The sequence below is a fragment of the Bacillus sp. SRL337 genome, assembly GCF_984799155.1.
This window is the reverse complement of the sequence record NZ_OZ481793.1, coordinates 4444406-4459356: the sequence shown is the minus strand read 5'-3', so window position 1 is coordinate 4459356 and position 14951 is coordinate 4444406. Positions and strand designations below refer to the sequence as shown.

General features: G+C 45.4%; 14 protein-coding genes. All 14 read left to right on the top strand.

What is annotated here, in order from left to right; genetic code table 11:
• The first annotated feature begins 71 nt into the window (after positions 1-71).
• The 14 genes from AC4E8A_RS22325 to AC4E8A_RS22260 all read left to right on the top strand — a co-directional run bounded on the left by AC4E8A_RS22325 (position 72) and on the right by AC4E8A_RS22260 (position 14701).
• On the top strand, positions 72-434 hold the full coding sequence (locus AC4E8A_RS22325; protein ID WP_490195997.1) for a response regulator: 363 nt from the start codon (positions 72-74) through the stop codon (positions 432-434).
• Positions 435-597: 163 nt separating this feature from the next.
• Positions 598-1455, top strand: a complete 858-nt coding sequence (locus AC4E8A_RS22320; protein WP_490195996.1) for a class II fructose-bisphosphate aldolase — start codon at positions 598-600, stop codon at positions 1453-1455.
• Between the two features lie 125 nt (positions 1456-1580).
• Positions 1581-2231 (top strand): fructose-6-phosphate aldolase, encoded by a 651-nt coding sequence (fsa, locus tag AC4E8A_RS22315; protein WP_490198962.1) that lies wholly within the window; start codon positions 1581-1583, stop codon positions 2229-2231.
• A gap of 953 nt (positions 2232-3184) precedes the next feature.
• Positions 3185-4474: a UDP-N-acetylglucosamine 1-carboxyvinyltransferase gene (murA, locus tag AC4E8A_RS22310; protein WP_490195995.1), complete on the top strand. Its 1290-nt coding sequence runs from the start codon at positions 3185-3187 to the stop codon at positions 4472-4474.
• A 380-nt stretch (positions 4475-4854) separates the two neighbouring features.
• Positions 4855-5817: a class II fructose-bisphosphatase gene (gene glpX, locus AC4E8A_RS22305; RefSeq protein WP_490195994.1), complete on the top strand. Its 963-nt coding sequence runs from the start codon at positions 4855-4857 to the stop codon at positions 5815-5817.
• A 697-nt stretch (positions 5818-6514) separates the two neighbouring features.
• Positions 6515-7780 (top strand): transcription termination factor Rho, encoded by a 1266-nt coding sequence (gene rho / locus AC4E8A_RS22300; RefSeq protein ID WP_490195993.1) that lies wholly within the window; start codon positions 6515-6517, stop codon positions 7778-7780.
• A 238-nt stretch (positions 7781-8018) separates the two neighbouring features.
• Positions 8019-8231 carry a 50S ribosomal protein L31 gene (gene rpmE / locus AC4E8A_RS22295; protein ID WP_490195992.1) on the top strand — a complete coding sequence of 71 codons (213 nt, stop codon included), beginning with the start codon at positions 8019-8021 and terminating at the stop codon, positions 8229-8231.
• Between the two features lie 339 nt (positions 8232-8570).
• On the top strand, positions 8571-9185 hold the full coding sequence (locus AC4E8A_RS22290; protein WP_490195991.1) for a thymidine kinase: 615 nt from the start codon (positions 8571-8573) through the stop codon (positions 9183-9185).
• 113 nt (positions 9186-9298) lie between these two features.
• Positions 9299-9733, top strand: a complete 435-nt coding sequence (locus AC4E8A_RS22285; protein ID WP_490195990.1) for a hypothetical protein — start codon at positions 9299-9301, stop codon at positions 9731-9733.
• 90 nt (positions 9734-9823) lie between these two features.
• Complete coding sequence (gene prfA / locus AC4E8A_RS22280; protein WP_490195989.1) at positions 9824-10894, top strand: peptide chain release factor 1; 1071 nt, start codon at positions 9824-9826, stop codon at positions 10892-10894.
• Positions 10894-11760 carry a peptide chain release factor N(5)-glutamine methyltransferase gene (gene prmC, locus AC4E8A_RS22275; protein ID WP_490195988.1) on the top strand — a complete coding sequence of 289 codons (867 nt, stop codon included), beginning with the start codon at positions 10894-10896 and terminating at the stop codon, positions 11758-11760. The genes prfA and prmC overlap by 1 nt, the downstream gene beginning before the upstream one ends.
• Positions 11761-11987: 227 nt before the next feature.
• Entirely contained in the window at positions 11988-12836 is an 849-nt protein-coding gene (gene spoIIR / locus AC4E8A_RS22270) for a stage II sporulation protein R (RefSeq protein ID WP_490195987.1), read from the top strand.
• Positions 12837-12952: 116 nt separating this feature from the next.
• Positions 12953-13393 (top strand): GNAT family N-acetyltransferase, encoded by a 441-nt coding sequence (locus tag AC4E8A_RS22265; protein ID WP_490195986.1) that lies wholly within the window; start codon positions 12953-12955, stop codon positions 13391-13393.
• Positions 13394-13654: 261 nt separating this feature from the next.
• Positions 13655-14701 (top strand): L-threonylcarbamoyladenylate synthase, encoded by a 1047-nt coding sequence (locus AC4E8A_RS22260; RefSeq protein WP_490195985.1) that lies wholly within the window; start codon positions 13655-13657, stop codon positions 14699-14701.
• The last annotated feature ends 250 nt before the right edge of the window (positions 14702-14951 follow it).

The following is a 14951-nucleotide window of genomic DNA, read 5'->3' as shown; positions in this document are numbered from 1 at the left end:
GAGAAGAGCTGCCGTCAGCGGAAGCTTTTACCACGTTTCACGTAAGAATAAGAGGGGAAGAGGTGGGTTAGATGAAGGAAAAAATCCTCATTGTTGATGATCAATTTGGGATCCGGATTTTATTGAACGAAGTATTGCAGAAGGAAGGGTACAACACGTTTCAAGCGGCCAATGGAATTCAAGCCCTTGATATCGTGGATAAGCATGACCTTGATCTGGTATTGCTTGATATGAAAATACCGGGAATGGACGGTATTGAAATATTAAAAAGAATGAAAGAAAAGGAACCGGATATCCGCGTCATCATCATGACGGCATATGGTGAATTGGATATGATTCAGGAGGCGAAAGACCTGGGTGCGATTACTCACTTTGCCAAGCCGTTCGATATTGATGATATTAGACAGGCGGTGAAACAGTACGCGACGATGTAACCCCTTCCATAAATTTGAAAATACGGAATAGTACTTCTTTTTATGAAATGAGGCCGGTCAGTTGGTAAATTGTTGACCTTTTTGGTATTATACAGATGAAATTGCAAACACTGATAACGGGTAAACAGTTACATACTGACTCAATAAAAGGAGGAAATACACTATGCCTTTAGTTTCAATGAAAGAAATGCTTATTAAAGCAAAAGAAAACAGCTATGCTGTTGGGCAATTTAACCTAAATAACCTTGAGTTCACTCAAGCAATCCTTCAGGCTGCAGAAGAAGAGAAATCACCGGTAATCCTTGGTGTCTCTGAAGGAGCAGGACGTTACATGGGTGGATTCAAGACAGTTGTTAAGATAGTAGAAGGCCTTATGGAAGACTACAATATCACTGTTCCTGTTGCCATCCACCTTGACCACGGTTCAAGCTATGATAAATGTAAAGAAGCAATCGACGCAGGATTCACTTCTGTCATGATCGACGCTTCCCATGGTCCTTTCGAGGAAAACATTGAAATCACTTCAAAAGTGGTTGAGTATGCTCACTCCAAAGGCGTTTCAGTTGAAGCTGAACTTGGTGTAGTCGGCGGACAAGAAGACGATGTAGTGGCTGACGGCGTTATCTATGCTGACCCTAAAGAATGCCAGGAGCTTGTTGAGCGCACTGGTATCGATACATTGGCACCTGCACTTGGTTCTGTTCACGGACCTTACAAAGGCGAGCCAAACCTTGGATTCAAAGAAATGGAAGAAATCGGCGCAGCTACTGGAGTACCTCTTGTACTTCACGGCGGTACTGGTATCCCGACAAAAGATATCCAAAGAGCCGTTTCTTATGGTACTGCCAAAATCAATGTAAACACTGAAAACCAAATTGCTTCTGCTAAGAAAGTTCGCGAAGTCCTTGCAGAGGATGCAGAAGTGTACGATCCACGTAAATATCTTGGACCTGCACGTGAAGCAATCAAGCAGACCGTAATCGGAAAAATGCGTGAATTTGGTTCTTCAAACCAAGCTTAATTTTACAAAGCTCTACCATTTCCTTTAGAATTAAATAAACCATTATAGAAACCGCCTTACACTATAAGGCGGTTTCCGTTCATTTTAACTGTTTTGAAAATTTAGTCGAAAAAGGGGAAGTTATGATGAAATTTTTTATTGATACAGCAAACATGGAAGAAATTCGCGAAGCATTTGAATGGGGCATCCTTTCAGGAGTGACAACAAATCCTTCACTGGTTGCCAAAGAAGAAGGGATTTCTTTTCACGACCGTTTAAAGGAAATTGCCAATCTTGTACCGGGATCCATATCCGGTGAAGTCATTGCTCTTGATGCAGAAGGCATGATTAAGGAAGGACGCGAGCTGGCAGCAATCGCTCCAAATATCACGGTGAAAGTACCGATGACTCCAGATGGCCTGAAAGCCGTTGCTGTATTCGCCAAAGAAGGAATCAAAACAAACGTAACCCTTATCTTCAGCGCCAACCAGGCATTGCTGGCAGCGAGAGCAGGTGCGACATATGTTTCTCCTTTCCTTGGAAGATTGGATGATATCGGCCATGACGGAATGGAACTGATTGAAAAAATCGCTGAAATCTTTGCCATTCACGGCATAGAAACAGAAATCATCGCAGCTTCCATCAGACATCCGCAGCATATTACAGATGCGGCACTAAGGGGCGCGCATATTTCGACAACACCATTCAAAGTCTTGAGCCAGATGTTTAAGCATCCGCTGACAGACAAGGGGATCCAGGCGTTCCTAGATGACTGGGGCAAGCGCACAGGGCAATGATTTTTTCATCAGCAAAGTAAGGAACCAATAGATTTGTCCTTATCGACATGCTCTTTTGTCGATTGGGGCGGGAGTTGCGAACCTCTTGCGGGAGGCAGCTGAGGAGATTCAGTCCTGTTCGAGCCGCCAAGGAGCGGTAACTGCTGGCACGGCCTTAGCATCTATCAGTTTCGGTCTCTCTTCTTGCGAATCCAGCTTCAAGGCCCAGCGGCTAGCGTACTTCCCGGCTTCTCCTTGCGATAAGTCATCGGCTCGCTTCGCTTGCGGTGTTTCCTTTATCTCATGCGAGAGCCCTCAATCTGTACGGTGTTAAGCGGCCGCTTGCGCTTTATATTAATCCAGCTTCATGGCCCCAGCGGCTATCAAACTTCAGACTTCCTCCTTGCGATTAGTCAACATCAACTCACGTTGTTCGTTGTGTTTCCTATATCTCATGCGGAAGCCTTCCAGTTTGTACGCCGCTGAGCGGGGCCATTCCGCTTTATATCAATCCAGCTCCAGCGCCTAGCCCCTCGGGGTCATAAGCCAATCCGTCAAGAAGGTTAAAGAGCAACCTTCCCGCCGGCTCGTCTTATGCCTGTCGGGGCTGAACAAGGCGCATGCGCTTTATAGTCAATCCAGCTCCAGCGGCCAGCGCCTAGCAGATTTCGGTCTCTCTCCTTGCGATTAGTCATCATCGAATCGCTGTCGCTCTTCGTGATTCCTATATCTCATGCGAGAGCCCTCCAATCTGTACGGAGCTGAGCGGCCGCTTCCGCTTTATATAGTAAAAATGGTATAATTTATAAAAAAATCTATCAACCTATACATGTTTTGACGAATTATGTTTAAACTAGTAGACAATACTTCTTAGAACCATTTTTATTGGTAAAAATAACCATAAATGATCATCCAGATAAATTGTCTCTTAGTTTATGAAAAATTCATCAAGAAACAATGGAAGGGAGTCTAAAATGGAAAAGCTAAAAATTGCAGGCGGTTATCCACTTAAAGGCACAATTAAGGTAAGTGGAGCGAAAAACAGCGCTGTGGCCCTTATCCCGGCAACCATTCTTGCCGACTCTCCAGTAACAATCGAAGGTCTACCTGATATATCGGATGTACAGACGCTGAAGTCTCTTCTTGAGGAAATCGGCGGTGAAGTCTCTTTTGGTGAAGACGGAGAAATGAGAGTCGACCCGTCCCAAATGATTTCGATGCCTTTGCCAAGCGGAAAAGTAAAGAAATTAAGAGCCTCCTATTATTTGATGGGTGCTATGCTTGGGCGCTTCAAAAAGGCAGCCATCGGACTTCCTGGCGGCTGCCATCTTGGTCCGCGTCCGATTGACCAGCACATTAAAGGCTTTGAGGCATTAGGTGCTGAAGTGACCAATGAGCAGGGCGCAATTTACTTGAGAGCCGAAGAACTGCGCGGGGCACGCATCTATCTGGATGTTGTCAGCGTAGGGGCAACAATCAACATTATGCTGGCTGCTGTCAGGGCAAAAGGCCAGACCATAATAGAAAATGCAGCAAAAGAACCTGAAATCATTGATGTCGCTACATTGCTCACGAATATGGGAGCCAGGATCAAAGGTGCTGGAACGGATGTCATCCGTATTGATGGGGTCGATAATCTGAGTGGGTGCCGCCATACCATCATCCCTGACCGCATAGAAGCGGGTACATTCATGATTTTGGGCGCTGCCGCAGGTGAAGGTGTGCTGATTGATAATGTCATTCCGCTTCATATGGAATCCTTGATTGCAAAATTGCGTGAGATGGGTGTTCCGATAGAAACAGGTGATGATGAAATCTTCATCGGCAAGGCTGAAAACCTGAACGCGGTCGATATCAAAACCCTGGTGTATCCAGGATTTCCGACGGACTTACAGCAGCCGTTCACATCGCTTTTAACCAAAGCGAAAGGGTCTGCTGTCGTGACGGATACCATTTATTCTGCACGTTTCAAGCATATTGATGAACTGCGCCGGATGAATGCCAACATTAAAGTGGAAGGCCGTTCTGCCATCGTCAACGGGCCAATCCAGCTGCAGGGGGCAAAAGTGAAAGCAAGTGACTTGAGAGCCGGAGCCGCCCTTGTGGTAGCGGGGCTTATGGCTGAAGGTGTTACTGAAGTAACGGGCCTTGAGCATATTGATCGCGGCTACAGCAACCTGGTTGAAAAACTGGAAGGCCTCGGCGCGACAATCTGGCGTGAAAAGATGACGGCTGAAGAACTAGAGCAGTTGAAAAGTTCCTGATATTCCTAATATTCTTCGAGCAAAACAGATAGAGGTTTGATGTAGCCGAAGGTTGAGGAACCTTTTGCAGGAAATGCGGGAATAGGTGAGATTAATCCCTATGGCGACGGTCGATCCAGCTCCAACGTCCAGTGCCCAGCTGTTATCGGGCTGGCTGCATGCGATCAATCCATCATTGAATCACATCTGAAATGAGACTGAAAGGCAGATTCTGCTTTTAATTCATCGAAACTGCCCGCTGAGAGGTATACCTAGATCGGTCATCAAACAACTTTTAAAATAATCCTGTCGCTTAACGCTTAATGTGTTACAATATATTCATTATTATGTTATACCATTCGCATATAAAAATATATTTGTGACACAGGAGGCAGAAATCGATGGAAAGAAGTTTATCAATGGAACTTGTACGCGTAACAGAAGGTGCAGCACTTGCATCAGCCCGCTGGATGGGAAGAGGAAAGAAAAACGAAGCGGATGACGCTGCAACTTCTGCGATGAGAGACGTTTTTGATACAGTACCGATGAAAGGAACCGTAGTGATTGGGGAAGGGGAAATGGATGAAGCCCCAATGCTCTACATCGGTGAAAAATTAGGGACAGGCTATGGTCCGCGTGTAGACGTGGCAGTAGACCCTTTGGAAGGTACCAATATCGTTGCTTCGGGCGGCTGGAATGCCCTTGCCGTTTTGGCTGTTGCTGACCATGGCAATCTGCTGAATGCACCGGATATGTATATGGACAAAATCGCGGTTGGACCAGAAGCGGTGGGCCAGATCGATATAAATGCGTCCGTGCTGGATAACCTTAAAGCCGTTGCGCGTGCGAAAAATAAAGACATCGAAGACGTGGTGGCAACAGTACTGAACCGTGAACGCCATGCCCATATCATTGCCCAGTTGAGAGAAGCGGGGGCAAGGATCAAGCTGATCAATGACGGTGATGTTGCAGGAGCAATGAATACAGCATTTGATCATACAGGTGTGGATATCCTTTTCGGTTCGGGTGGTGCTCCTGAAGGCGTACTGGCAGCTGTTGCGCTGAAATGTCTCGGAGGAGAGATCCAAGGAAAACTTCTGCCGCAGAACGAAGAAGAAGCGGAACGATGTGAAAGTATGGGACTTGATTGCAGCAAAATCCTCCGTATGGAAGACCTGGTGACTGGAGATGACGCCATCTTTGCGGCAACCGGTGTGACAGATGGTGAGCTATTACGCGGTGTCCAACTGAAGGGCACCCACGGCCTGACACATTCCATCGTCATGAGAGCCAAGTCCGGAACTGTAAGATTCATCGATGGCCGCCACAGCTTGCAAAAGAAACCTAATTTGGTTATGAAGTAAAATTTTTTCAAAGAACTGGATGAAACGGAAGGTCGTGACTTCCCGCAGGTATCAGGGCTGCGTAACCACTGGAACCCCAACCCTACATGCCAATCGGGCTCCAGCAGCCAGCAACTGGCAGGGTTCAGGCTCTTTCCTTATGAATCAAGCTGCAAAGCCCAAAGGAGAGCGTACTTTCCGGCCTTTTCTTTAGATAAGTTAATCTCAACCCTCATGTTCGTTGGGTTTTCTTTATCTCAAGGCGGAGCCGGTCCAGTCCGTACGCATTGAGTGCCTTTCTTGATTTCTTGGAAGAGCCCGCCAATCTGCAGGGGGCTGAACAGCCGGCTGGGCTCTACGCTGGTTCCGAGGGTCTGCGTGTTTTCAAGTGGAAATGCCTATTTGTAAGTTTTTAAGTGAACATGAATTTCAAGTCAGCTTCAATGGTTTCGGTCCCTTGAAGCTGACATTTCCTGTATACAGAGAGAAAATTAACCCGGGTATTCCTCTGCCCGCGGACTTTTACCTTCCCTTTAAATTCCTTTGTTGATTTCAACAGAAAAATATGATTAGATAGTAGTTGTTTTATTTTCGTCTATAGTATAAAAACTTCACAAGAAATTGCTTCTTATTTCTTCTATTTACATTTTCCAGCAATTTTTCCTATCATAACGTTCTCCATATGGTAGATTTCAAATAATTGAAGAGTGGTGTCATTATGGAACTAACGATTAAAAGTCTAGAAAACATGAAACTGAAAGAACTATATGAATTAGCCAGAGAGTACAAAATTTCCTATTACAGCAAGCTGACAAAAAAAGAACTTATCTTTGCGATTTTAAAAGTGAGAGCTGAAAAAGAAGGCTATTTCTTTATGGAAGGTGTATTGGAAATCATCCAGTCAGAAGGATTTGGATTCCTGCGCCCGATCAATTATTCACCAAGTGCTGAAGATATCTATATTTCTGCTTCACAAATCCGCCGTTTTGATCTCAGAAACGGGGACAAGGTATCCGGTAAGGTACGTCCGCCGAAAGAAAACGAGCGCTATTTCGGGCTCCTCCATGTAGAGATGGTTAATGGCGAGGAGCCGGAAGCTTCCAAGGAACGCGTTCATTTTCCGGCACTGACGCCTTTATATCCGGACCGCCAGATCAAACTGGAAACAACACCAAACAAAATTTCCACGCGAATCATGGATCTTATCTCCCCTGTTGGATTTGGACAGCGTGGTTTGATTGTAGCACCTCCTAAAGCAGGTAAAACAATGCTCTTGAAAGAGATCGCCAATTCGATTACAACCAATAACCCTGAAGCTGAATTAATCATCCTGTTGATTGATGAGCGTCCTGAGGAAGTAACGGATATCGAACGTTCAGTTGAAGCGGAAGTGGTCAGCTCGACTTTCGATGAAGTGCCTGAAAATCATATCAAGGTTGCGGAATTGGTATTGGAACGAGCGATGCGTTTGGTTGAGCACAAGCGTGATGTCATCATCCTTATGGATAGTATCACTCGTTTGGCCCGTGCTTATAACCTTGTCATCCCGCCAAGCGGAAGAACCCTGTCAGGCGGTATCGATCCGGCTGCGTTCCACCGTCCAAAACGCTTCTTCGGTGCTGCACGTAATATTGAAGAGGGTGGAAGCTTGACAGTTCTTGCAACTGCACTTGTTGACACAGGCTCCCGTATGGATGATGTGATTTATGAGGAATTCAAAGGAACTGGAAACATGGAGCTTCACCTTGATCGTGCGCTTGCGGAAAGAAGAATTTTCCCTGCAATCGATATCCGACGTTCCGGAACAAGGAAGGAAGAGCTCCTTATCCCAGCTGAAAATCTTGATAAACTTTGGGCAATCCGCAAAGCGATGTCGGATGCGCCTGATTTCGCTGAGAAATTCCTGCGCAAGCTGAAAAAGTCGAAGACCAATGATGAGTTCTTCGAGGTGTTGCACGAAGAATCCAAAGGAAAAAGGGGCTGACGCTTTACCCCTTTAAAGCATGTGGGGACAGTCCCCTATTGCTTTAGAGCGGTAAAGGGAATCCCATCCAGCTCAAAAACCAGGTTGCATTTGGGGGCTGGACTTGTTATAATATTGTCAATGTGTTTTTAAAGTGGATGCGGTAAGGGGCTGGTCAAACGGCTAATGCTCATATCGCATATTGATGGAATATATAACTCTGTCTCAGATGATTCAGGGCGGAAGGAGCTGAAAAAGAATGAAACAAGGAATTCATCCAGAATACAAAAAAGTGATGGTTACATGTGCTTGCGGTAACGAGTTCGAAACAGGTTCTGTTGAGAACGAAGTGAAAGTAGAGGTTTGCTCTGAGTGCCATCCTTTCTACACTGGTCGTCAAAAATTCGCTGATGCCGGCGGACGTGTTGATCGTTTCAACAAGAAATACGGCCTTAAAAACAACAATCAATAAACCTTTTAGAAAAGCGGCTGCTTGAGTCCGGTGACCTGTAAGCTCTGTGCTTAACAGATTTCGGGTTCTGTGCCCCTTTCTAAGTTTTAAAGAAAACAGGCAAGGAATTATGCTTGCCTGTTTTTAATTTCTCTTTTATGAGAAAATAAGTAAGAAATTAGTGGAGCAGTACGATTAGGACTGTGCCACTTTTTTTCTGAAATAAAACGTATCGAAGCATTCTTTTTAAGCAAATCACCACGTAATGGCACTTATTTTTTCTTATTATACCAGGTGAGGATTATTACATAGAATGCATGATGAAATTCAGTACGATCGAGGAAGGAGAGGGCTAATTTCATGTATATCATGAAACAGACCGGTTGGTTGGAAGTAATTTGCGGAAGCATGTTCTCAGGGAAATCAGAAGAATTGATTCGTCGCGTCAGAAGAGCGCAATTTGCCAAACAGGAAATCATGGTTTTCAAACCAAAATTAGATAACCGTTACAGCGAGGAAGCCGTGGTTTCCCATAATGGAGCGTCTGTCATTGCCAGGCCAGTGGAATCATCTTTGGATATACTTGAAGAAGTGACTGCAAGTGTTGATATCGTTGCCATTGATGAAGTTCAATTTTTTGACGAGGGTATCGTGGAAGTTGTGCAAAAGCTTGCTGACAGCGGTCATCGGGTCGTCACTGCAGGACTTGACCAGGACTTCCGTGGAGAACCATTTGGTCCAATGCCCAAACTGATGGCTGCCGCTGAACAAGTGACAAAGCTTCAGGCGGTCTGTTCTGTTTGCGGGTCGCCGGCAAGCCGTACTCAGCGCCTGATTGATGGTAAGCCTGCAGGATACGATGATCCAATCATCCTTGTGGGGGCTTCCGAGGCGTATGAACCAAGATGCCGCCACCATCATCAGGTGCCGAAGGGTGTCAGCGTCAGTCAGGAATCGATCGTAAAGAAAATATGATATATGCCGGGAACCTTATGGTTCTCGGTTTTTTGGTCTGGCAGATTTGAAGGGAAAATCATCTGAATAACCCCGAATCCATAGGACAACCTATGGTCAGGAGGTGTTTTGAGATGAAAAAAGTCTTAAGTTTAGTTGCACTGACTACTTTATTGGCAGCCTGCGGTGTGCAAGATGGCGATAATCTTTACGTGCAGGATGAGGATCAAAACGGCAGAAGGTTCGTTAACAATGACTTAAACGACGTGGACACTAATCAGAATGTCGACCAGCCGATGGAGACCAATCAAAACCCGAACTTTATCGATTTATCGGAGACACAGCCAAATAAAGGCACGGATGTCGATAAAGCAAGGGAAGTCATAAATGTCTATACAGATTATGAGCCCGGCCAGGTATGGGTGAACGGCCAGCAGATGTGGGTCACAGCTTACACCCATGACGAATTGTCTCAGGACAAGAGGGATGATAAAGAAGCAGAACTCCGTAAGCGCCTGACGAGGGCACTTCCAAGATATAAAATCAATGTCAAAATCCAAGAGCGGTAAAAGGGATCAGCCCCTTTTACCGCTTCTTGTGTTTAAGGCGTGCATATAATATAATTAGACTGTTATGGATTAAAATTGAGGTGAATAGCTGTGTTCGATCGTTTACAAGCAGTTGAAGATCGTTATGAAAAGCTGAATGAGCTTTTGAGCGACCCGGAAATTGTGAATGACCCAAAGAAGCTAAGAGAATATTCAAAAGAACAATCTAACATCCAGGAAACTGTTGAAGCATATCGAGAATATAAGGAAGCGACTTCCCAGTTCAAAGACGCCAAATCAATGCTTGAAGAAAAGCTTGATGCGGAGATGCGTGAAATGGTCAAAGAGGAAGTTTCCGAATTGGAAGAGCAAATTGAGAAGCTGGAAGAGAGAATGAAGATTCTTCTTATCCCGAAAGACCCGAATGATGACAAGAACGTTATTATGGAGGTCCGCGGAGCAGCAGGCGGAGACGAGGCCGCTTTGTTTGCCGGCGATCTTTACCGTATGTACAGCCGTTTCGCTGAGGCACAGGGCTGGAAGACAGAAGTCATGGAAGCCAATTCTACTGGTGTCGGCGGTTATAAAGAGATCATCTTTATGATTACTGGAAATGGCGCTTATTCGAAAATGAAATATGAGAATGGCGCCCACCGTGTCCAGCGTGTTCCAGAAACAGAATCCGGCGGACGTATCCATACGTCAACAGCAACCGTTGCGTGTCTTCCGGAAGCAGAAGAAGTGGAAATTGATATTCATGAAAAAGATATCCGTGTTGACACATTCGCATCCAGCGGACCGGGTGGACAGAGCGTTAACACGACCATGTCAGCTGTACGTCTAACGCATATGCCGACAGGTGTTGTTGTTTCTTGTCAGGATGAAAAATCCCAGATCAAGAACAAAGAGAAAGCGATGAAAGTCCTTCGTGCCCGTGTATATGATAAGTTCCAGAGAGAGGTACAGGCAGAATACGATGCAAACCGTAAATCTGCAGTCGGTACTGGTGACCGCTCCGAGCGTATCCGTACGTACAACTTCCCGCAAAACCGCGTAACGGATCACCGCATCGGCTTGACAATCCAAAAACTCGACCAGATCTTAGAAGGTAAGATGGATGAAGTCATCGACGCACTCATCCTTGAAGACCAATCTAAGCTGCTTGAAAGATTGGAAGAATAATGAGCAGTTGCAACACTGTTTTTGAAGCCCTTAAATGGGCTTCTTCTTTTTTGAAAGAAAATAAGCGGGATGAAAATGCGGGAGAACTGTTGATGAGGCATCTTTTGAAGATGGATAGGTCGCAGCTGCTTGCGAATCAGAGGCTGGTGCTGAAAGATGAAGTGAAACTGGAGTTTGTCCGCGGTGTCACCGATCATATTCACGGCACGCCGATTCAGCATATTATCGGTTCAGAGGAATTCTACGGCAGAAGATTTTCGGTCAATGAACATGTATTGATTCCGCGTCCGGAAACTGAGGAACTGGTGTATCATACGCTGGAGAAAATCCGGAAGCATTTTGAGGCGGCGGATGAGCTTCAGCTGGCGGATATCGGAACCGGGAGCGGTGCAATTGCCGTTACATTGAAATCGGAGGAACCTGATTTGTCTGTTTATGCAGTGGATATTTCAGGAGAGGCCTTGGGCATTGCCTGGAAGAATGCGGAGGAACTTCAAGCGGAAGTGGCATTTTTTGAGGGTGATTTGCTGGAGCCATTGATTTCCCAGGGATTGAAGGTGGATGTTCTGGTATCCAATCCACCATATATTCCTTTGGGCGATTTGCCTTCTTTATCGGAAGTCGTGAAAGATCATGAACCTCATTCGGCCCTTTTCGGCGGTGAGAGCGGGTTGGAATTTTATCAGCGCTTTATGGAAGAGCTTCCGCTTGTCATGAAAGACCGATTTGTGGTTGGATTCGAAATCGGAGCTGGACAGGGGGAAGCCGTGGCAGAGATGCTGCGGGCTGCGTTCCCGGATGCCAATACGGAAATCATCCATGACATTAATGGCAAAGACAGGATGGTATTCTGTACGAAAGGCTGATGCTGCGGCGGCTGCTTTCGTACACTGCCGCACTAAAAGGGACTGTCCCTCTTAGTGCGGTGACGCATTAACGCGTTATCGCACCCGGGGACAGTCCCCTGTTACTTTAACGCAGCAGAGTAAAGCTATGATTCTAGTAGTATGTCATTTTGTAATTTATTTGATTTTGCTAGTTTAAGAAAGCGCATTTCTGTCCACACTGTTTTACTGAAGGGACGGTGGAGGAAATGAAATCAACTAAATTAGCTTGGATGTACATTATCACTTTGAGCATTGGAACTATCTTAAGTTTATATATACCGAAACAGGAATCTATCTCTGCACAGCAGGAGGTACAGGTCATTCCAAATGAAGCGATCCGGTTGAGAATCCTGGCAGACAGCGACAGGGAAGAGGATCAGGCTGTCAAACGCTTAATCCGTGACCGAGTCAATGAAGAAATTACTGCCTGGGTTGAAAAACTGACTTCTGTTGAAGAAGCGCGTTCGACAATCAAAGCGGGATTGCCGGAGCTCCAAGAAATCGCAGAAACTGTAATGGAAGAGGAAGGCCTGTCACAATCGGTGAATGTAGAGTTTGGGAAGGTCGATTTCCCTACAAAGCTTTATGGACAGTTTTTATATCCTGCCGGCGAATATGAAGCGATTCTGATCACTCTGGGCAGCGGCAAAGGTGCCAACTGGTGGTGTGTCCTTTACCCGCCGTTATGTTTCCTTGATTTCTCTAGCGGGACAGCAGTGAGGAGCCCGGGCTTTGAAACTACGGCAGAAGCTAGTGAAGTAGAGGAAGAATCAGTTGAACCTGCAGTAAGCGAAGCGGATGCTCTTCCACTTGAAGAAGAGGGCGAGGGTACGGAGTCTGCTTCAGACAAAACGGTCGAAGTCAGAGAGGCTCAGGGGATGGAAGGAGGTTCTGAAAAAACAGTAAGTGGGCAAGTTGTGGATAATAGGGATGCAACAATAGAAACTGAGGCAGCCGCTGCGGATGAAAAGCTGTTTGTGGAAGAGGAAGAAGAAGAAGCTGAAGTGGAAGTCAGGTTCTTTGTAGTAGACTTCTTCAAAAAGCTGATTCCTTAACACCTGTACTGAAAAGGGATTCTTTCAACAAAAAGAATCTCTTTTTTTGTTCTATTTACTCTCTCAATACATATCTATTAAACATAAAGAAAAAAACGAGAGGGGTACAGTGGGCAGTGAAAACAATCAGAAGAGCTGTGGAAAAAGATGTACAAACCATTAAGGGGTTTCTCGAACTGGCGGGATTAAGTTCACTGGGAGTCGAAGAAACTGTTGATAACTTTTTATTTGTGGAGAATGAAAAAGGTGAGCTCGACGGGACTCTCGGACTGGAGATTCAGGAGCGTACAGGATTGCTGAGATCTCTTGTGGTTAAACCAACTGTGGGTGAAGAGGATTTATATGCCCTATTTCAGGATATACTTCAATTGGGCAGGGATAAGCAGTTATCCACTCTTTTTCTCGTCTCCAATAAACAGGCATCCGTTCAGTTTTTCCACCTGCTCGGCTTTACACAAGTGGATAAGTCGGAATATCCTGAAGAACTTGAACACTTTACACATGCAAGAGCCTTATCCACAGTGGATAACTGTACAATCATGAAGTTTGACTATTGAACTTTACTAAACTAACGCTGTAAAGCGGTGAAAGGGACTGTCCCTTTCACTGCTTTAATGTATTAAAGTAATTTACCCAAGATGTACACATAGTTATGCACATTATTAGTAGAGTTATACACATTTTGTGGATAAGGTTTGAATAAGTGGCTCAGTTTTTATATACTTGCAAAAGTAGAAATGATATAGGATAGTTAAATTTCAGCGGGAAACGAGCTTTCTCGACATAAATCTTGTTCGAAAAGATAAAGGTGGATCACAATGAAGATGAATTACTGGACTGTGGAGAACAATGTGGATATTAAAAAAAGTTGTCCACAAATTGTGGAAGCATCTCAATATTTAAGGAAGAATGAAGTTATTGCGTTTCCAACAGAGACGGTTTATGGGCTTGGGGCCAATGCAAAATCGGATGAGGCGGTGGATAAAATTTTTACCGCAAAAGGAAGGCCGAGCGATAATCCCCTGATTGTCCACATTGCCAACAAGGAGCAATTGAATGAGCTGGTCAGGGATATCCCTGCTGCTGCTCAGACTTTCATGAAACAATTCTGGCCGGGTCCTTTGACGATCATTTTAAATAAAAAAGAAGGGGTACTTTCGGAAAGGGTGACGGCAGGGCTTGATTCTGTGGGGATCAGAATGCCCGACCATCCAGTGGCTCTGGCACTGATAGAAGCGGCGGACCTTCCAATTGCTGCACCGAGTGCGAACGTTTCAGGGAGACCGAGCCCGACAACCGCCCATCATGTGGCCCACGATTTGGATGGGAAAATCAGCGGAATCATTGATGGCGGAGAAACAGGCGTCGGTGTAGAGTCAACTGTGATCGACTGTACGTCTGAAATTCCTGTCATCTTGAGGCCGGGAGGTGTCACCAGGGAGCAGCTGGAAGAGGCTGCAGGTCCTGTGGCAGTCGACCCGTCTCTGGCTGAAGGGGAAGGAGCCCCAAAATCACCGGGGATGAAATACACCCATTATGCGCCGGACGCGCCATTAATTTTAGCAGAAGGCAAAAAAGAATGGATCCAATCGGTGATTGATGGTAAAAGAAGTGATGGATTGAAAGTCGGCATGCTGACAACGGAAGAAAACAAGAATTTTTATCAAGCAGATAAAATTCTTGTTTGCGGCTCACGTTTGGACCTCAGCTCTGTTGCCCATTCGTTGTACGATGTTCTGCGTTCTTTCAATGAAAGTAATGTAGATATTATTTTTTCCGAGACGTTTCCGACGGAAGGGGTCGGGATGGCAGTCATGAACAGGCTCCAGAAAGCGGCAGGACATAATGTGATAAAAGAAAGTTAGAAAGAGCGGCAGTTTTGAGGACTGCTGCTCTTTCTTAATGGCTGGAAGGAGAAGAGGTGCTCTTCCTGTGAAAGTGACTGGGGCTCAGTCAGGGAAACCTTGTGATTTTTTTCGAAAGCAACAATCAATGCGAAAACTGGTGAATGGCCGCCCTTCTTTTTTGGGAGGGCAAAAAAGTTTAAGAAGAGAGTCTTTAATAAAATGAAATATTCTCCTTTGGAGCTGCATAGAGTTTGATGAAGGCACGTCC